The sequence below is a fragment of the Rhodopseudomonas julia genome (assembly GCF_030813515.1).
GTDB lineage: Bacteria > Pseudomonadota > Alphaproteobacteria > Rhizobiales > Afifellaceae > Afifella > Afifella julia.
This window is the reverse complement of sequence record NZ_JAUSUK010000002.1, coordinates 1293352-1312053: the sequence shown is the minus strand read 5'-3', so window position 1 is coordinate 1312053 and position 18702 is coordinate 1293352. Positions and strand designations below refer to the sequence as shown.

Annotated in this window: 16 protein-coding genes; 10 read left to right on the top strand and 6 right to left on the bottom strand. The window is 61.5% G+C overall.

What is annotated here, in order from left to right:
- Positions 1-65 precede the first annotated feature (65 nt).
- Both J2R99_RS15415 and J2R99_RS15410 read right to left on the bottom strand, forming a co-directional pair.
- The gene (locus J2R99_RS15415) at positions 66-1586 is read right to left on the bottom strand and encodes an undecaprenyl-phosphate glucose phosphotransferase (protein WP_307155279.1); all 1521 of its coding nucleotides are present in this window, start codon (positions 1584-1586) and stop codon (positions 66-68) included.
- Between the two features lie 91 nt (positions 1587-1677).
- Positions 1678-2238 carry a polysaccharide biosynthesis/export family protein gene (locus tag J2R99_RS15410; RefSeq protein WP_370872386.1) on the bottom strand — a complete coding sequence of 187 codons (561 nt, stop codon included), beginning with the start codon at positions 2236-2238 and terminating at the stop codon, positions 1678-1680.
- 152 nt (positions 2239-2390) lie between these two features.
- Between J2R99_RS15410 and J2R99_RS15405 the strand changes: the two genes are divergently transcribed.
- Both J2R99_RS15405 and J2R99_RS15400 read left to right on the top strand, forming a co-directional pair.
- The gene (locus J2R99_RS15405) at positions 2391-4472 is read left to right on the top strand and encodes a GumC family protein (RefSeq protein ID WP_307155277.1); all 2082 of its coding nucleotides are present in this window, start codon (positions 2391-2393) and stop codon (positions 4470-4472) included.
- Positions 4473-4536: 64 nt separating this feature from the next.
- Positions 4537-5589, top strand: coding sequence for a polysaccharide deacetylase family protein (locus J2R99_RS15400; RefSeq protein WP_307155276.1), 1053 nt, complete (start codon positions 4537-4539; stop codon positions 5587-5589).
- Here the strand turns inward: J2R99_RS15400 and J2R99_RS15395 are convergent.
- Positions 5555-5764: a DUF2842 domain-containing protein gene (locus tag J2R99_RS15395; RefSeq protein WP_307155275.1), complete on the bottom strand. Its 210-nt coding sequence runs from the start codon at positions 5762-5764 to the stop codon at positions 5555-5557. The two genes, J2R99_RS15400 and J2R99_RS15395, sit on opposite strands and share 35 nt — an antisense overlap.
- 105 nt (positions 5765-5869) lie before the next feature.
- On the opposite strand from J2R99_RS15395, the gene J2R99_RS15390 reads away from it, so the two are divergent.
- From J2R99_RS15390 to J2R99_RS15380, 3 genes are read left to right on the top strand one after another with little or no spacing between them, the layout of a single operon-like run.
- Complete coding sequence (locus J2R99_RS15390) at positions 5870-6949, top strand: COX15/CtaA family protein (RefSeq protein WP_370872385.1); 1080 nt, start codon at positions 5870-5872, stop codon at positions 6947-6949.
- 53 nt (positions 6950-7002) lie between these two features.
- Positions 7003-9123 carry a molybdopterin-containing oxidoreductase family protein gene (locus tag J2R99_RS15385; RefSeq protein WP_307155274.1) on the top strand — a complete coding sequence of 707 codons (2121 nt, stop codon included), beginning with the start codon at positions 7003-7005 and terminating at the stop codon, positions 9121-9123.
- A 44-nt stretch (positions 9124-9167) separates the two neighbouring features.
- Positions 9168-9491, top strand: coding sequence for a hypothetical protein (locus J2R99_RS15380; protein WP_307155273.1), 324 nt, complete (start codon positions 9168-9170; stop codon positions 9489-9491).
- Positions 9492-9503: 12 nt separating this feature from the next.
- On the opposite strand, the gene purN is transcribed toward J2R99_RS15380, so the two are convergent.
- On the bottom strand, positions 9504-10160 hold the full coding sequence (gene purN / locus J2R99_RS15375; protein ID WP_370872384.1) for a phosphoribosylglycinamide formyltransferase: 657 nt from the start codon (positions 10158-10160) through the stop codon (positions 9504-9506).
- 2 nt (positions 10161-10162) lie between these two features.
- Positions 10163-11233 (bottom strand): phosphoribosylformylglycinamidine cyclo-ligase, encoded by a 1071-nt coding sequence (gene purM, locus J2R99_RS15370; protein ID WP_307155736.1) that lies wholly within the window; start codon positions 11231-11233, stop codon positions 10163-10165.
- Positions 11234-11323: 90 nt separating this feature from the next.
- Between purM and J2R99_RS15365 the strand changes: the two genes are divergently transcribed.
- The 5 genes from J2R99_RS15365 (at position 11324) to J2R99_RS15345 (ending at position 17443) form a co-directional block, all read left to right on the top strand.
- Positions 11324-11878 carry a CDP-alcohol phosphatidyltransferase family protein gene (locus J2R99_RS15365; RefSeq protein WP_307155272.1) on the top strand — a complete coding sequence of 185 codons (555 nt, stop codon included), beginning with the start codon at positions 11324-11326 and terminating at the stop codon, positions 11876-11878.
- Positions 11878-12963, top strand: coding sequence for an AI-2E family transporter (locus J2R99_RS15360; protein WP_307155271.1), 1086 nt, complete (start codon positions 11878-11880; stop codon positions 12961-12963). The genes J2R99_RS15365 and J2R99_RS15360 overlap by 1 nt, the downstream gene beginning before the upstream one ends.
- A 5-nt stretch (positions 12964-12968) precedes the next feature.
- Positions 12969-13652 (top strand): HdaA/DnaA family protein, encoded by a 684-nt coding sequence (locus tag J2R99_RS15355; RefSeq protein ID WP_307155270.1) that lies wholly within the window; start codon positions 12969-12971, stop codon positions 13650-13652.
- An 85-nt stretch (positions 13653-13737) separates the two neighbouring features.
- Entirely contained in the window at positions 13738-15936 is a 2199-nt protein-coding gene (locus J2R99_RS15350) for an RNA degradosome polyphosphate kinase (protein WP_307155269.1), read from the top strand.
- Complete coding sequence (locus J2R99_RS15345) at positions 15932-17443, top strand: Ppx/GppA phosphatase family protein (RefSeq protein WP_307155735.1); 1512 nt, start codon at positions 15932-15934, stop codon at positions 17441-17443. Before J2R99_RS15350 ends, J2R99_RS15345 begins: the two co-directional genes overlap by 5 nt.
- Positions 17444-17447: 4 nt before the next feature.
- On the opposite strand, the gene rnd is transcribed toward J2R99_RS15345, so the two are convergent.
- Positions 17448-18638, bottom strand: coding sequence for a ribonuclease D (gene rnd, locus J2R99_RS15340; protein ID WP_307155268.1), 1191 nt, complete (start codon positions 18636-18638; stop codon positions 17448-17450).
- Positions 18639-18702: the final 64 nt, after the last annotated feature.

Genomic DNA, 18702 nt, shown 5'->3' with positions numbered 1-18702 from the left:
GAGCGAGCTCGTAAGGTAGGGCTGTGGAGACCCATCAAGCGGTGGGCTGCATCGCTGGGTCGCTCTCAATAAGCGTTCTCGCCAGTGACGAGCCGGATCGGAGTCAAAAGCAGGATATAGAGATCGAAAAGCACCGACCAGTTTTCGATATAGAACTGGTCGTGCTCTACGCGCCGCTCGAGTTTTTCCTGCGTATCGGTTTCGCCGCGCCAGCCGTTGACCTGGGCCCAGCCGGTGATGCCCGGCTTGACGCGATGCCTGGCGAAATAGCCGTCGACCACCTGCTCGTAAAGCTGGTTGGCGGCCTTGGCCTGGAGCGCGTGCGGGCGGGGGCCGACGAGGGACAGATTGCCCTTCAAGACGTTGAACAATTGCGGCAGTTCGTCGAGACTGGTCTTTCGGATGAAGCGGCCGACGCGCGTCACGCGGGGATCGTCACGGCTGACGAGCTTTGCCGCGTTGAGGTCCACCTGATCCACATACATCGAGCGGAACTTGAAGACCTTGATGAGCTCGTTGTTGAAGCCGTACCGGTCCTGACGGAAGAGGACGGGGCCCCGGCTGTCGAGCTTGATTGCGGCAGCCACAGCCAGCATGACCGGCGACAGCAGGATGAGGGCAAGGCTGGCGAAGGTGATGTCGAACACCCGCTTTACAACGGAATCCCACCCCGCAATCGGTCGATCGAACAAATCCAGAAATGGCACAGAGCCAATGAAGGAATAGGACCGCGGGCGGAACCGCAAGCGCGTCGTATTCGCGGCCATGCGAATGTCGACCGGCAACACCCAGAGCTGTTTGAGCATTTCGAGGAGCCGGTTCTCTGCTGTCAGCGGCAGCGCGATGATCAGGAGATCGATCTGCGCCTGACGACCGAACTCGACGAGTTCGTCGATTCGGCCGAGCAGTGGATAGCCTTCCTTGATTGCCGGCGCACGGTCGCCACCCCGGTCATCGAAGATCCCGCAGATACGAATGTCGTTCTCGGGTTCGGCGTCGAGTGCACGGATCAGCGAGACCGCTTCCGGCCCGCCTCCAACAAGAACCGCGCGGCGCTCCAGGAGGCCGACGCGTGTCCAAACGCGCACGAGACGTGCCAGCAGCGCGCGCGCTGCTGCCAGGGCGACAAATCCCAGAAAGAACCAGGCGCCGAGCCAGAGGCGGGAGAAATCGTCGCCGATCTTCAGAAAGAACGCGACCAGGGTGAAGCAGGCGAAGACCACCGCCCAAAGCCCCGCGGCGCGACCGATATGTTTCAGCGGGTGCCTGTAGGCGGGTAGGGTATAGCCTTTGAATGTGCCGATAAGCGAGATCGTCAGCACTGGCAGCAGGATCAGCGGCAGGAGATAGCGGAGAGACAACTCACCATCGCTTGGCGTGACCCAGAAATAGTGGATCAGGGTGCCGAGGCCGACGAGGGCCGTGAAGTCCGCAAGGCGGAGAAGCGCTGCGAGAAAACCAGCCGAAACAGGGCGGTATTTGAGGTTCGCGGCAACGCGCGCGGCGGCGAGGTTAAGAGCTGAGCGGCCGGAGCCAGGCGGCTTCGCTCCAGGCTTTTCCTCTGCCGGTGCATTGCTCGATGTCACTGTCCAAAATCCCGCTCGGAATTGCCGATAGCTGTCTGTCTTGAGCGATTTTATTCAATCTGTTCCGCCTGCTAGAGTTAATCAACTCAGATCAGAACAGGCGTTCTCCGACATAGACGGTATCGCCGGCGCGAATCGGCTGGGTGACGGCGAGGCGACCCTCGTAGAGAACTCCGTTCAGCTGGCGGCTCAGCCGCACCACCCGTTCGTTCGCGCGAGGCGTGAAGCCTCCCGCGACTGCGACGGCATTTTCCACCGTCATACCTGGCACATATGGGTACTGGCCGGGACTGCTTACTTCGCCGAGAATGAAAAAGGGACGATAGGAGGCGACCTCAACGGTCACGTCGGGATTGCGAACGAAGCGGGTCGACAGCGCACTCTGGATGCGTCCCTCCAGCTCGTCGGTACTGGCGCCGCGGGCGGCGATTTCGCCCACCAGAGGCATCGTCACATAGCCGGCTTGATCGACCTTGTAGACGTTGGTGAGTTCGCTCTGGTCGAAGACGACGATGCGGAGTTCGTCGCCGGTATCCAGTCGATAGGGGCCTTTGATTGTCGGTGAACCAGTCGCCAAAGGCGCCCGCTCGCCCATGCAAGACGCGAGAAGACAAACAAGCGTGATTATAATGGCGACACGAACCGCGTTCATTGCGAGCACCCGACCTATGATCGGCTGAAATATGCCGAGCCATAGTTAATTCCGCGCTAAAATTGCCTGGAACTAGAGGTAAGGTGCCCGTTAACCGCCTCCTAACCGTAATCGACGCATCTTGCCTTCAGCCAGCAAGGAGTCGCCACGCTATGGCCGAGCCGCGTCCGATGGAAATGGACATTTCTGCAATTGCCGCCGCGCTGTGGCGCCGTGCCTGGCTTTTCGGCCTGGTGGCGATCGTCGTCGGGGCTGGAACCTATCTCGGTCTCTCGCTCGTCGACCCGCTTTATACTGGCGACTCACGCATTTTGATCGAGGCGCGGGAGTCACCGCTGACGCGGCCCCGCGACTCGGGCGCGGAAAACCTGACGGTGCAGTTGGACGAATCGGCGATCGCAAGCCAAGTCGAAGTGCTGCGCTCTCGGGACATTGCCAATACCATCATCGACAAGTTCGACCTGACCCATCGCCCCGATTTCGATCCGGCGCTCTCACCGTCCCTCATTGATACAGTCTTGATTGCCTCCGGGCTCAAAAAGGGCCCGGCCGAAAATACGATTCGGCAGCGTGTTCTCGAGACTTACTACAAGCGCCTTTCTGTCTATTCCGTCGTCAAATCGCGAGTGATTGCGGTCGAGTTCAACGCACACGATCCCGAGCTTGCGGCGCAGATCGCAAATGCGGTGGCGGAGGCGTTCGTGAACCTGCAAAGCGAAGCCAAGAGACAGTCGACCTCGGCCGCGACGGCCTGGCTGCAGACTGAGATCGACCGCTTGCGCGAGCGCGTCAAAGAGGCGGAAGGCTCGGTCGCCGCATACCGCTCCGAGAACAACCTTTTCGACGTCAATACGTCGACCCAACCGGAAACGACATTACAGAAACAGGATCTGAGCGAGCTCAATGCGGAGCTCGGACGTGCCAAAGCTGCACAATCGGAAGCTCAGTCACGGGCCGAATTGCTCCGGTCACTGTTGCGCGAAGGGGGCTCCTTCGATTCCGCCGAAGAGGTTTTGAATTCACAGCTGATCCAGCGGCTCCGCGAGCGGCAGGTCGCCTTGCGCGCCCAGATCGCCGAGCTCTCGACCAGCCTCATGCCGCAGCATCCGCGTCTGCAGGCCCTGCGGAGCCAGCTTGCGGATCTGGATGGGCAGGTTCGCACCGAAGTTCGTAAGATCCTGCAATCGCTGGAAACCGCCTCGCGCGTTGCGAGCGCTCGGGTTGATACCCTCGAAGCAAGGCTGAACGAGACAAAGGCCGCCGTTTCTCGCTCCAACGAGGAGAGCATCGAGCTTCGAGCGCTTGAGCGCGAAGCCGCCGCTCAGCGCGATCTCCTGGAGACATTTCTGGCGCGCTATAGAGAAGCGGCCGCACGCACCGATTCCAACTATCTGCCGGCGGATGCGCGGATCATCTCACGCGCGATCCCGCCGCGGCGTCCGTCCTGGCCGAAGAAAGGGCTGCTGACGGCCGCGGCCGTCCTTGGCTCCCTTTTCCTCGCCATGGCCATCGTTATCGTGCGCGAATTCGCCTCCGGTCGTGCGTTCCGCCCGCTAGACGACATCGAGGTGCCGCCGGCCGGAGAGGTTCCGGCAGAGCCCCTTTTGGTGCTGGGCGCTATTCCTCCCGGCGGAACGCCGAGCCTTGATGCGGCCAAGGAGATTCCGGGCCTCGCCGAGCTTGCAGATCTCATCGCGACGGAAGGTCTGAAAACGGTTCTCTTTGCGGGTGACGGCGGCCCAACCGCCGGAGATGCAGCACTGGGCGCCTGCCGTCTTGCGGTTCGCACGGCTTCGCTGCGCATTATTCTCCTCGACATCGGAGTGGAGCCCGCCTCGGCACTCGACCGCGACGGCGGCCCGGGACTGGGTGACCTGTTGAGCGGTGACGCACCCTTCGGCGATGCCATTCGTCTCGACGGCGATAGCCGCGTCCATTTCATTCCTCTCGGATCGATGGCCGAGGATCCGCCCTTGCAGCGTCTCAGCCTCGTCATCGGAGCCTTGAGCAACACGTATGACCGTGTCGTCCTCCTGGCCGACCGCTTTGAGGATTGGCCGAGCGACTATGTTCGGCCAGATCTCGCCGTCCTCGTTTGCGATGAAGATATGGGAGCGGACGCACGCCGCAGGCTTCACCGCCAGGCGACCGAAGCGGGCGCACGCAATGCCATTCTCCTGCAGCGATCGGGCGAGGATGGTGCAGAGCCGGAGGCGGCCGAAGAGGCTGCTTGAAGGTCCTGCAGAGAGGGAAGCGAAAACGAGGTATGAGGTGAGTCGACGTCACCAGGCAATTCACTTGGCGCTGAACGGTCTTGCCTTCACGAAGGCGGCGCGTTGGTTGCCGGCGGAGCCTAAAGGCAGCGGGCTTGTTCTCACTTTGCACGAAGTGAAGCCGGAACCTCCCGCTGCGTTCGCTCCCAATGCGGGTCTCGTGATTGCGCCCGATTTTCTGGATGCGCTTCTGAGATTGCTGAAAGGCGCAGGCCGGCGCATCGTGCCTCTTGGAGAGATGGTGGCCAATCAGATGGCGGGACGTGCATCCCCACAGGATGTCGCGATCACGCTGGATGATGGCTTCCGCAACAATCTAGAGGACGCGCTTCCCGTTTTCAGACGGCATCAGGCTCCATTCACGGCCTTCATCTGCGCAGGATTTTGCGACCGCACCGCCGCACCTTGGTGGGTCGCACTGGAGCGCATGATTGCAACGAATGTAGAATTCGGGGTGAAAGGCGAGGGGCCGGGCCGGATGCCGACCTCAACCGCCGGGGAGAAGTATGCGGCCTTTGCTGCGTGGCGGCATGCGTTGCTCTTCGACCTGGATGGTGTCCGACATCGCCAGGTCATGGGACGTCTCTATGAAGCCCATGATTTCGATGAACGAGCGTTGACCAAGGAATTGGTTCTGGATTGGGACGGGGTACGTCTGCTCGCAGAAGATCCTCTCGCGACGATCGGTGCCCACACCATGACCCATCCTGCGCTCGCCAAACTGTCAGCGGAAAGCGCGCTTGCAGAAATCAAGGAAGGCGCGGATCGCATTGCCGAAGAGACAGGAAGACGGCCCGACCTTCTTGCCTATCCCTACGGGTTTCCCGGTGCCGTCGGGATGCGCGAGGCCGAGCTTGCCGCACAAGCAGGAATGACGGCCGCTTTCCTGACGACGCCAGGCACGCTCCGAGCGTCTTCCGATCCGCGCTTCCTGCCGCGGGTTTCGGTGAACGGCTATTACCAGGATGTCGATTATCAGGAGATCTTGCTCGCACCCGGCCTATGGCGGATCGCGGAGCCGCTCTTGCAGGCAAAAAATGCCTTCAAGCGCGGTCGGGACGTGCCATCCACCAGATAATGGCGCCAGCTGGGATCACCCAGGCAATACCGGCAACCGCATAATAGGCAAGCTGCACGAGCCCGCTTGTGCCGGGAAGCTTTGCGGCTCCGATTGTCATCGCGGTGAGGCTGTAGAAGATCACCCACACGACAAGAAGAACGGTGCCGATCGGTTTGCGGTATTTCTGACGCATAGAGGCAGCTAGCCGCAATGGACGTCGTTTTCAATCTCTTGTGCCGGGCCGCGGTGTCGCGTAGGCGAGAACTGGCTCACAGGCATATCAGACGGGACGACGCCGATGTCCTTTGATGACAGCATTTTGCCCTTTGCGCAGACTTCCTTTGGGCCGCGTTCCAAAACATTCACATCTTCCTGGATGCGGCTGCGCAGTGTCAGGCTCTGGCTGGCGATCCTGACCTTTCTGGTTTTCGTCATGGTGCTTGTGGGGGGCATGACGCGGCTGACCGATTCCGGTCTTTCAATCACCGAGTGGAAGCCGGTCGTGGGTGCCGTGCCGCCTTTGTCGGACGAGGCCTGGGCAGACGAGTTCGATCGGTACCGGGCGACACCCCAATACGAACTGATGAACCGGGGCATGAGCCTCGGCGAGTTCAAGCAGATTTACTGGTGGGAGTGGACGCACCGCCAGTTGGGTCGCTTCATCGGTGCCGTCTATCTCGTCGGCCTTTTAGGCTTCGCCATTGCCGGGAAATTGACGCTCCGTCTCGGCCTGTGGCTTTTCGCCGGCGGGCTCCTTCTCGGGCTTCAAGGCCTCGTCGGCTGGATCATGGTGGCCTCGGGTTTGAAACCGGGGATGATCGCGGTCGCGCCCGTCAAGCTGTCATTGCATCTGACGCTCGCGAGCCTTTTCTTCGGGTTTTTGATTGCCACGCATGCGCGCCTTGGCGGCGCTGAAGTCGTGCGGCGCGCCACTGCGGGCAGTATTGCGGCCTGCTTCATCTCTATCGCGGCCCTCGTCCAGATTGCTCTTGGCGGTCTCGTCGCCGGGCACGATGCCGGCCTGACCTACAACACCTGGCCGCTGATGGACGGGCGCTTCGTGCCTGCAGGCCTTCTTGCGATGCAGCCGCTTTGGCACAATTTCACCGACAACATCACGACCGTTCAGTTTGATCACCGCATCGGCGGCTATGTGCTGGCAATGCTTGTGATCGGATATGGTCTGTGGCGCCTTGCGGTCCGTCGCTGGTCCTCCGATCTCGCGCTGATCCTGGCCGTCGTCATCTGTCAGGTGGCGCTTGGAATTTTGGCGCTCCTTCTCGTCGTTCCATGGCCGATCGCGCTCGCCCACCAGGCGGTGGCGCTGATTCTGTTCGGCCTGCTTGTCCGGCATGCCGCAAGACCCACCTCCAGCTGAGCATCTTGACCTGCCGGAGCAGGTAAGCGACTGTTGTCGCTTGGAGAATTCGAATGAATGACATGACGCCGGTCAGAACCGGCCATTCCGCCTGCCCGCATGATTGCCCTTCGACCTGTGCACTTGAGGTGGAAATTCTGCCCGACGGGCGCGTCGGCAGGCTCAGGGGCAATTCCGAGAACGATTATACGGCAGGCGTGATTTGCGCCAAGGTCGCGCGCTATTCGGAGCGCCTGCATCATCCGGACAGGCTCACGAAGGCCCTGAAGCGCAAGGGCGCCAAGGGGGACGGCGCGTGGCAGGAAATCTCTGCCGAACGAGCACTCGACGAGATCGCCGAGGCCTTCGTCAAGGCAGAGACGAAATACGGGTCTGAAGCCGTCTGGCCTTATTATTACGCCGGCACGATGGGACTGGTGCAGCGCGACGGGCTCGACCGCCTTCGCCACGTGAAGCGCTATTCTGGAGAGTTCGGGTCTATCTGCACCAACATGGCATGGACCGGCTATGTCGCCGGCACCGGCAGCCTGACCGGACCAGACCCGCGCGAAATCGCAAAATCCGATCTCGTCGTCATCTGGGGCACCAATGCGGTCGCGACGCAGATCAATGTGATGACCCATGCGACCACGGCTCGGAAAACCCGCGGAGCGAAGCTCGTCGTGGTCGATGTCTATGAAAACGCCACGATGCGACAGGCGGACCTCGCTCTTTGCCTGAAACCCGGCACCGACGCAGCACTTGCCTGCGCAGTCATGCATATTCTCTTCCGCGATGGCCACGCCGACTGGGACTATCTCAATCGCTTCAGCGATCGCCCTCAGGACTTCGCACGCCATCTTGAGGAAAAGACGCCGGAATGGGCATCGTCCATCACCGGCCTCTGCGTCGAGGACATCGAGACGTTCGCCGCCTGGATCGGCAAGACGCCAAAGACCTTCATGCGCCTTGGCTACGGCTTTACGCGCAGCCGCAATGGCGCCGTCGCCATGCACGCCGCCTCATGTATCGCCACCGTCACCGGCGCCTGGCGCCATGAGGGGGGAGGGGCATTTCACAACAACGGTGGCATCTATCATCTCGACGAGACGATGATCGCCGGCCTCGATCGCCTCAACCCCTCCGTGCGCATGCTCGATCAGTCGCGCATCGGCCCGATCCTTTGCGGCAATGACGCCGATCTCAAGGGCGGTCCCCCCGTAGGCGCCATGCTCATTCAGAACACCAATCCGATGAATGTCGCGCCCGACCAGGAACAGGTGCGGCGCGGCTTCATGCGCGACGATCTCTTTGTCGCCGTGCACGAGCAGTTCATGACGGACACGGCAGAAATGGCCGACATCGTGCTGCCGGCGACGATGTTCCTGGAACATGACGACATCTACAAAGGCGGCGGCCATCAGAACATCCTGTTCGGGCCGAAACTCGTCGAGCCGCCGCAGGGTTGCCTCACGAACCACCAGGTCGTGACGGGCCTCGCTAAGCGTCTTGGCGCCGAGCATCCAGGCTTCGCCATGAGCGCACGCGAGCATATCGATTGGCTGCTCAAGGCGTCCGGCTGGGGTGACCTCGCAACGCTCGAAAAGAACAAATGGATCGATTGTCAGCCGGGCTTCGAGGAGGCGCATTATCTCAACGGCTTCGGCTTTCCCGATGGCAAGTTCCGGTTCGCGCCCGATTGGGGCCGCTTTGCCGCTCCGAACCGCCCGCAGGACGGCAAGGCGCTCGGACCTTGGGAATCTCTCCCCGAATTTCCCGATCAGTGGGAGGCGATCGAGACGGCCGATGAGGACTATCCCTTCCGCCTGGTCACCGCGCCGGCACGCTCATTTTTGAATTCCACCTTCTCGGAAACGCCCTCCGGTCGGGCGCGCGAGAAACGCCCCGAGGTGATGATGCATCCGCTCGATGCGGAAGCTGTCCGCCTCAACGATGGGGATTTCGTGGAGCTCACCAGCCGGCGCGGCGCTTGTCGGCTGCATGTGCGCCTGAGCGATGGTCAGCAGCGCGGTACTCTGATTGCCGAAGGCATCTGGCCGAATAAGGCGCATCAAGGAGGACGCGGCATCAACGCACTGACGGGCGCCGATGCGGTCGCGCCTTATGGCGGGGCTGCCTTCCATGACAATGCGGTGCGAATTGCGCCCTGTGTTGCTCCAGTGCAGCTTGACTGAGTGAGGAGTGCGGAGAATATCGCGCCTCTTTTCTGGAGATGAAGATGCGGTTCTCGGCGGTTCCTTCCCTCGTTTTTGCGACCCTTACGCTGGCAGCCTGCCAGGGAGGTTCCGCGCCTACGACGCTGCCGGCCGGCATGACGCATGAGACGGTGCGCAATCGTCTGGCCGACGCATGCGTTTACGCGGAATGGCGCAAGCGGGAAGGGGACGCGCTGAAGAGTGTGACAAGGGATTGTTCGTGTCTCGCCAAGCGGCTTGAGCCGCAGATGAGCGAACCCGAAGCCGCAGCCTTCGTCACCAGCGGTCAGATTCCGAAGACGGCACAGGCGAAATACGTTCAGGCTTTCGAGGCCTGCACGCGCTGAGGAGATGGAGCCTCAATCCTGCTGTTCACCGGAGGGCACAATCAAAACGGCATCCTCCGATGTCGGCAGTCCCTCGAGAATGACCTTCTCGGCCACGACCCGGGCCTTGCGTCCCGCGACCCAGGAAAGAGCGAGCGGGTAGATCCGGTGCTCTGCTGCCAGGACGCGTACCGCGAGGCTTTCTGAGGTATCGTCCGCAAGGACCGGCACGGCGCCTTGAACGATGATCGGTCCATCGTCCATTTCGGCCCGGACGTAGTGGACCGTCGCTCCGTGCACGCGCACGCCTGTCGCCAGGGCGCGTTCATGCGTCCTCAAGCCTCGAAAGGCCGGCAAGAGCGACGGGTGGATGTTGATCACCCGATTGCGCCATCCCTCGACGAATTCATCGGAGAGGAGCCGCATGAAGCCGGCAAGACAGATAAGCTCGATTCCGGCCTCGCGCAGCGTCGTATCGAGGGCGGCTTCAAAGGCTTCACGGCTCTCATAATCGCGATGCGGGAGTACCGCGGTCGCAATACCCGCATCGGCGGCATAGGTGAGACCGGCAGCATCGGCGCGATTGGAAAGGACCAGCTCGATCGAGGCGGGAAAGTCGGGCTCTCGCGCCGCATCGACGAGGGCGCGCATATTGCTGCCGCGCCCGGAAATCAAAATCGCTGTTTTCACTGTTATTTCTCGTCCAGCGCGAGCTTGCCTTCGAACACGACGGCCGCGTCTTCCCGCGGCTCGATCTCGCCGAGACGGAAACTCTTTTCACCCGCAGCCGTCAGATGCGCCATGATTCGTTCGGCAGCATCGGCATCCGCGATGACGGCCATGCCGACACCGCAGTTGAATGTGCGCAGGAGCTCGGCTTCTTCGATTGGTCCGCTCTTCGCGAGCCAGGAGAAAACCGGGGGCAGCGGAATCTCGTCGAGGTGGATGCGAACCGCTTGCCCGTCAGGCAAGACCCTTGGCAGGTTCTCCGGCAATCCGCCGCCTGTGATATGCGCCAGAGCCTTCACGGCGCCCGTCTCACGGATCGCCGAAAGGAGAGGGCGGACATAGATGCGGGTTGGCTCCAGAAGCGCCTGCGCGAGGCTCCTGCCAGGTTCAAACGGCGCCGGAGCCTCCCAGGCGAGACCGCTTCGCTCGACCACCCGGCGCACCAGCGAAAAGCCGTTCGAATGAACGCCGCTCGCAGCCACGCCGATAACGACGTCTCCCGCCGTCACCGCACGCGGCAGGATCTCGTCCCGCTCGACGGCGCCAACGGCGAACCCTGCGAGGTCATAATCCCCGGCGGCATATAGTCCGGGCAGTTCCGCCGTCTCGCCGCCGACGAGGGCAGCACCCGCCTGTCGGCAACCTTCGGCGATGCCTGAAACCACAGACGCCGCCTCGTCGACCGAGAGGGCTCCGGAAGCGAAATAATCGAGGAAGAAGAGGGGCTCTGCGCCCTGAACGATGAGATCGTTGACGCACATCGCAACGAGATCGATTCCCACCGTGTCGTGATGCCCGCTCTCGATGGCAATCTTGAGCTTCGTGCCGACGCCATCGGTCGCAGCCACCAGCACCGGATCACGGTAGCCGGTCTTTTTGAGATCGAAAAGCGCGCCGAAACCGCCAAGTCCGCCCATGACACCGGCACGTTGGGTGCTGGCAGCAAGCGGCTTGATGCGGTCGACGAGCGCTGCGCCCGCGTCGATATCGACGCCGGCCTGGCGATAGCTGAGTGTGGTGCGGTCTTCCCCCATGGCCCGAAAGCGGGTAGAGGCGATAGCCTGAATTTGCAAGCGGCGTTGTGCCATTTGGCACTGCGTTTTTGGCTCCAGGCACCGTTCTCCTTGACCCTTCCGAATTTCATCACTCTCGCGCGGCTCGTCTCCGTTCCGTTGATCGTCTGGTTGATCGTGATCCAGAATTGGACAGGCGCGACCATCGTGTTCCTTCTCGCGGGGATAAGCGATGGCATCGACGGCCTGATTGCCAAACGCTTCGGTGCGTCTTCCGATCTCGGCGCCTATCTCGATCCGATCGCCGACAAGGCACTCCTCGTCTCGCTGTTTCTGGTGCTCGGCTTCCAGGGAGTCCTGCCGCCATGGCTGATTATTCTCGTGGTCAGCCGGGACATTCTCATCGTCGGCGGCGTGATCCTCGCATGGATGCTCGTCAATCCGATCGCGATGCGGCCGCTATGGGTGTCGAAGTTCAACACGACCTCTCAGATCGTTCTCCTCGCGCTGGTTCTGGCCGAACACGCCGGCATCAAATCGCTTTCGATCGCAATCTGGCCGATGATCATCACAACGGCCGGCTTGACCGTCGGCTCAGCCGGTGCCTATCTCGCGGAGTGGCTGCGCCACATGGCCGGCGAAGAGCCACGGCGGGAGGAGGGTTGATGTCGGCCCAGCGGCAGGCGATCTTCTGGCTGGGAGCGCTCTCTGCTCTCATCGTTTTCCTTTGGCTTTTCAGCGGCATCCTGTTGCCGTTCCTGCTTGGCATGGCGCTCGCGTATTTTCTCGACCCAGTCGCGGACTGGCTTGAAAAGCTCGGCATGAACCGCCTCCTGGCGACGCTAGCGATCCTGATCTTTGCGCTCGTCCTATTTATCGTCGTGCTGGTTGCGATTATCCCGCCGCTGGTCGGTCAGGCGAGTGATTTTGCCGCCAGGCTGCCCAATCTCATCGAGCGACTTCGGCATCTCGGCAGCGAGGTCTTCGCATCGCCGCTCGCCAAGTATCTGCCCTCCAGCGGAGAGTTCAACGCCGAGCCGCTTCTGAAGAGTGCCGCCACCTGGATGGGCGGTCTGGTCTCTTCAATTCTCGCCGGCGGCCAGGCTCTGATCAGCTTCGCCAGCCTGTTCATCGTGACCCCGGTCGTTGCTTTCTATCTTCTCTACGATTGGGATCGGATGGTGAAGATGGTCGACAGCTATCTTCCGCGCGAGCATGCCGATGTCATTCGAGCGCTTGCCGCAGATATCGATCAGGCGCTGTCGGGTTTTCTCCGAGGCCAGGGTCTCGTTTGCACGCTGCTGGGAGGCTTCTACGTCGTCAGCCTGACAGCGGTCGGGCTGAATTTTGGGCTTCTGATCGGTTTCGTCGCCGGGGTCATCAACTTTATTCCTTATATCGGCTCAACGGTCGGCTTCATTCTGGCTGTCGGCGTGGCGCTCGTGCAGTTTTGGCCGGAATGGCCCTGGATCGTGGTGGTCGCAGGCGTTTTCGTCACCGGACAGGTGGTGGAAGGCAACCTTCTGCAGCCGCGCATTGTGGGCCATTCCGTTGGTGTCCATCCGGTCTGGCTGATGTTTGCGATGTTCGCCTTCGGTGCCTTGTTTGGCTTCGTCGGCCTGCTTGTTGCGGTCCCTGTCACGGCCGCGATCGGCGTGCTTGTCCGCTTCGGACTTGAACAATATCGCGAGAGCCGGATTTATCTCGGCACCGGCGATCCGCCACCGCCGCCCCCCAGCGAGTTGCAGTGAACGCCATGAACTCGCAACGCCAGATCCCGATCCCGCTCGCCCATGAAGCCGCCTATGACCGTGACAGCTATCTTGTGACGGATGCGAATCGCGCGGCCTACGACGTCATCATGAGCTGGCCGAATTGGTCAGCCCCAGTCGTGCTGTTATGCGGGCCGGAAGGCTCCGGCAAAACGCATCTCGCCGGCCTTTGGGCGGAAAGAGCAGCCGCCGAAATTGTCGCCGGCTCAATGCTCGAGAAAACCGAGGTGGGTGGCCCCACGCGTCCCGTTCTCGTCGAAGATGTCGCCGCCGACAACGTTCCCGAGCGCGCGCTCTTCCATCTGATCAATCGGGCTCGCGAGGAAGGCTTTACGATTCTGATTACGGCGCGCGAACCGCTTGCGCGTTGGCAGCTGTCGCTCAAGGATCTGATCTCGCGTCTGCGGCTCGCCGTCCCAATTTCCATCGACCGGCCCGACGAACCTTTGTTGCGGCAGGTCCTGGTCAAGCTTTTCAGCGACCGCCAGCTCGCGGTCGAGCGCAACGTCATCGACTACATGGTCGTCCGGATGGAGCGCTCTCTGCGGGAGGCGCAGGCTCTCGTCGCAGCCATCGACGAAGAGGCGCTGAGTGAAGGGCGGCGCATTACGCGACCGCTCGTGGCGCAGGTTCTTGCGGGACGTGAAATTCAGACGACCGGCTCCTGAGATACAAGACCTCGGTTTCCGCAGGTGTCATCCAAGTGTTACGCTCCACTGCGATCAACGCGGTTCGCAGACCTAGAGAGGATTGATGGAAGAGAGCTCGATAGCCACTGATCCTGGTGATTCCGAGAATGGGACGATCGCCGTAGCGACCAGCGAGCTTCTTGGTGATCCCAAACGCTTCATCAACCGCGAGATCTCGTGGCTGGAATTCAATCGCCGCGTGCTCGAGGAATCGGAGAACCCAAATCACCCGCTTCTGGAGCGGCTGCGCTTTCTGTCGATCTCAGCGAACAATCTCGATGAATTCTTCATGGTGCGCGTGGCCGGACTGAAGGGCCAGGAGCGCGAGAAGATTGCAACCGTCAGCGCCGACGGATTGACGCCCTCGCAGCAGCTTGCGGAAATCGACCGCAAAGTCGAAGCGCTCGTCAACGATCAGCAGACGCAATGGATCGTCTTGCGCGAGCTCCTCGACAAGGAGGGGATCTCGATCGTTCGTGGCGAGGAGGTGACGTCTGAAGACGCCGAGTGGCTTGCGGAATATTTCATGGAGACGGTTTTCCCGGTCCTGACACCGCTCGCCATCGATCCCGCCCATCCGTTTCCCTTTATTCCCAATCTGGGCTTCACGCTCGCGCTCTCGCTGACCGATCCGGTCCATCATCGTTTCATGCGTGCGCTGGTACGCATGCCGCACACATTGGCGCGCTTCATCCGTCTGCCGCGCCAAGACGAGAAGCATCCGACACGCTTCATCAGCGTGGAAGAAACCGTCGGCCTTTTCATAGACCGCCTGTTTCCAGGCTATGAGGTCGTCGGAAAGGGCGTCTATCGGGTCATTCGCGATTCCGATATCGAGATCGAGGAGGAAGCGGAGGATCTCGCGCGTCTCTTCGAGCGCGCGCTCAAGCAGCGCCGCCGTGGCTCGGTCATCCGGCTGGAGGTCGAATCCTCGATGCCGGAAGATTTGCGCGCGGTCGTGCAGCAATCGCTTTCCGTCGACAATGACGAGGTCTACGTCATTCATGGTCAGCTCGGGATCAAGGATCTCGAACAGCTCGTCGGGATCGACCGCCGCGATCTCAAATTCAAGCCTTACACGCCGCGCTTTCCGGAACGGATACGCGAGCACGCGGGCGATTGCTTTGCCGCAATCCAGCAGAAGGACATCGTCGTCCATCACCCCTACGAATCCTTCGACGTCGTGGTGCAGTTCCTGCGCCAGGCAGCGAGCGATCCGGACGTGATGGCGATCAAGCAAACCCTTTATCGCACCTCTAACGACAGCCCGATCATCAAAGCGCTGACGGAAGCGGCCGAGGCGGGCAAGTCGGTGACGGCGCTCGTCGAGCTCAAGGCACGCTTCGACGAGGAAGCCAATATCCGCTGGGCTCGCGATCTGGAGCGCGCCGGCGCGCAGGTCGTGTACGGTTTCATGGAACTCAAGACGCACGCGAAGCTCAGCCAGGTGGTGCGTCGCGAGCCGAACGGGCTCGTCAGCTATGTGCATATCGGCACGGGAAATTATCACCCGATCACGGCCAAGATTTACACCGACCTTTCCTATTTCACCGCGGATCCCGCGATCGCCCGCGACGTCGCCCGCGTCTTCAACTTCATTACGGGCTATGCTCCGCCGCAGGACGTGGTGCGTCTCGCCGTATCGCCATACACGCTGCGCTCTCGCATCCTGGAGCATATCGACGCCGAGATCGGTCACGCGGCTGCAGGGCGTCCCGCCCGCATCTGGATGAAGATGAATTCTCTGGTCGATCCGCAGATCATCGACGCGCTTTATCGGGCGAGTGGCGCCGGGGTGAAGGTCGAACTCGTCATCCGCGGCATTTGTTGCCTGCGGCCGGGCCTTCCCGGCCTGTCGGAAAACATCCGGGTGAAATCAATCGTCGGCCGTTTTCTGGAGCATTCGCGCATCCTCTGTTTCGGCAACGGCCATGGGCTGCCATCGGATGAGGCGCTCCTTTATATCGGCTCCGCCGACCTGATGCCGCGCAATCTCGACCGGCGCGTGGAAACGATGGTGCCGATCACCAATCCGACGGTGCATATGCAGATCCTGGACCAGATCATGGTCGCCAACCTCAAGGACAACCAGCAAAGCTGGGAAATCCTCTCCGACGGCACCTCCCGGCGCATCGAGCCGGAAGAGGGAGAGGAACTCTTTAACGCCCATCGGTATTTTATGACCAATGCAAGTCTCTCCGGCCGTGGAAAATCTCTCAAATCCGACACCCCGCGCACCTTCGCCGACCGGCTTGATAATTGAGCCTGATGCGCCCGGCCGTATCGCCGGCTATGGGCCCGTCGCCGTTATCGACATCGGCTCCAACTCGGTGCGTCTCGTTGTCTATGAGAGGATGGCGCGTTCACCGACGCCTCTCTTCAACGAGAAGGTTCTCGCGGGGTTGGGCGAGGGGGTTGCCACCTCCCGACGCCTTTCGGATGCGTCTGTCGACAAAGCCCTATCCGCACTCAAGCGCTTTGCAGCTCTCTGTCGCCAGATAGGAGTTGTGGAACTCAGCGTCCTGGCGACGGCCGCGACGCGTGAAGCGGAAAACGGCTCGAAGTTCATCGCCAAGGTGCGGGACATCTGCGGCTGTGATGTCACCGTGCTCACCGGCCCTGCAGAAGCCTACTATGCGGCTCTCGGCGTGGTCGACGGCTTTGAGATCCCGGAAGGGGTCGCGGGTGATCTCGGAGGCGGCAGTCTCGAACTCACCAATGTGCGCGGCAGCCGCATCGGCGATGGTGAGACTTTTCCGCTCGGCGGCCTGCGTCTCAAGGACGATTCAGGGGGCGATCTCAAGGCCGCCAAAAAGATCGCTCGTGCGGCCTTGGAGAACTCCAAGGTCCTGCCGCACCTGGAAGGCCGCACCTTCTATGCGATTGGCGGGACCTGGCGGTCGATCGCAAAACTGCATATGCGCCAGACCGGCTATCCGCTCCACGTCATGCATGGCTACACGCTGGAGACCGATCGCAGTCGTGATTTCCTGAAAAGCCTTTACCGCCAGCCGGTCGCATCGATTGATTCCATCGATGCCGTCTCCAAGCAGCGACAGCCGCTCCTGGCATATGGTGGCCTTGTCTTGTCGGAACTCGTGCGTGCCGGCAAACCTGCCCGCATCGTCATTTCCGCCCTCGGCCTGCGGGAGGGCTTTCTCTATTCGCGCCTGCCCGCGGAAGAGCAGGATAAGAACGCGCTCATCGCCGCCGCTCGTGAGCTCTGCTTTCTACGCTCGCGCTCGCCGGCGCATTCGGAAGAGCTGATCGCCTGGACAGGCGATGCGATGAAGGCGCTCGGCATCGACGAGACAAAGGAAGAGGAACGGTTGCGCGCTGCGTCCTGCCTACTGGCGGATATCGGCTGGCGTGCGCATCCCGATTACCGGGGCGAGCAGAGCCTGAATATCATCGCCCATGCGGGCTTCGTCGGGGTCGATCATCCAGGACGCGCCTATCTGGGCCTGTCGGTCTATTACCGCCATTCTGGCCTCTCAGACGATGAACTCGGGCCGGGTCTGCGGGAGATCGTTCCGACGCGCTATAAGGAGCGGGCGAGGGCGCTCGCCGCGATCTTTCGGGTCGCTTATCTCGTCTCGGCTTCGATGCCGGGTGTGGTGCCGCGCACCACCTTGCGCCGCACCGACAATGAGCTGAAACTCGTTTTGCCGCCGGATCTCATCGAACTTGCCGGCGGGCGTCTTGAAACCCGGCTGAAACAACTGGCGGCGCTCGTTGGACTGGAGAGCCGCATCGTCACAGACGGCTGAGCTGCTATTCGGCGGCGATCTGCATATCTTCGACCGACACAGCACGCACGCGCCCATTGCCGAGCAAGAGCGCCATTTCTCCACGCTTCAACGCGAGCGCCTGTTCTCCGAAGAGCTGCCGCCGCCATCCCTTCATGGCGGGCACATCGGCATCATCATCTGCGGCGATCTTCTCAAGCTCGTCGACCGTCGCAACAAGCCGTGAAGCGACACCGTGCTTCTCCGAAACCATCTTCAGCAGCACCTTGAGAAGCTCTGCCGAAGCGCTCGCATGCTCAGGGGCCGGGCGCGGTTTCGGGATCGACGGAAGGTCTGCGTCCGGAACGGCGAGCGCCTCTTCGACCGCTGCAATCAGCGCCTGAGCGGCGTGCGAGCGCTCGAAGCCGCGGGGCAGGGCGCGCAATCGTGCCATCTGTTCGGCGTTTCGCGGCTGCTGCAGCGCAATCTCGTAGATCGCCTCGTCCTTTAGGACGCGTTGACGCGGAACGTCTCGGAGCTGCGCTTCCTTCTCCCGCCAGGCGGCAACCTTTTGCATCACCGCAAGCTGACGCGGTTTCCTGACACGCATCTTCAGCCGCTTCCATGCGTTCTCTGGATGCGTCCGATAGGTCTCGATGTCGTTGAGAACGGCCAGTTCCTCTGCCACCCAGTCGCTTCGCTGCTGTTCTTCCAGATTGGCTTTGAGGAAGCGGTAGACGTCGCAAAGATGCGTCACGTCCGAAACAGCGTAATCGAGCTGCTTTTGGCTGAGCGGTCGCCGTTGCCAATCCGTGAAACGGGAGGATTTGTCGATCCGCACGCCCGTGACGCGATAGACGAGCTGATCGTAGCTGATCTGATCGCCGTAGCCGCACACCATGGCCGCAAGCTGGGTGTCGAACAGAGGCTGTGGGACCGCGCCGTCGAGCTTGACGAAGATCTCCACATCCTGCCGCGCGGCATGGAAGACCTTGGTGACCTTCTCGTTGCGCATCAGCTCGAAGAAGGGTGCAAGATCCAGCCCCTCAGCCAGGGGGTCGACGATGACCGCGACTTCTGGATCCGCCATCTGGATCAGGCAAAGGCGAGCCCAGAAGGTCGTCTCACGGATGAATTCCGTGTCGATCGAGACAAAAGGCGAGTCGGAAAAGCGGCGGCAAATCTCCGCAAGCTGCGCGCTTTCGGTGATGACTTGATAATCGTTTTTGGCACTCATTGCGCTGCTCTATAGCGAATCTCGACGCAGCTGTCGCCACGCTTTCGTGGCGCACCTGGGCAGA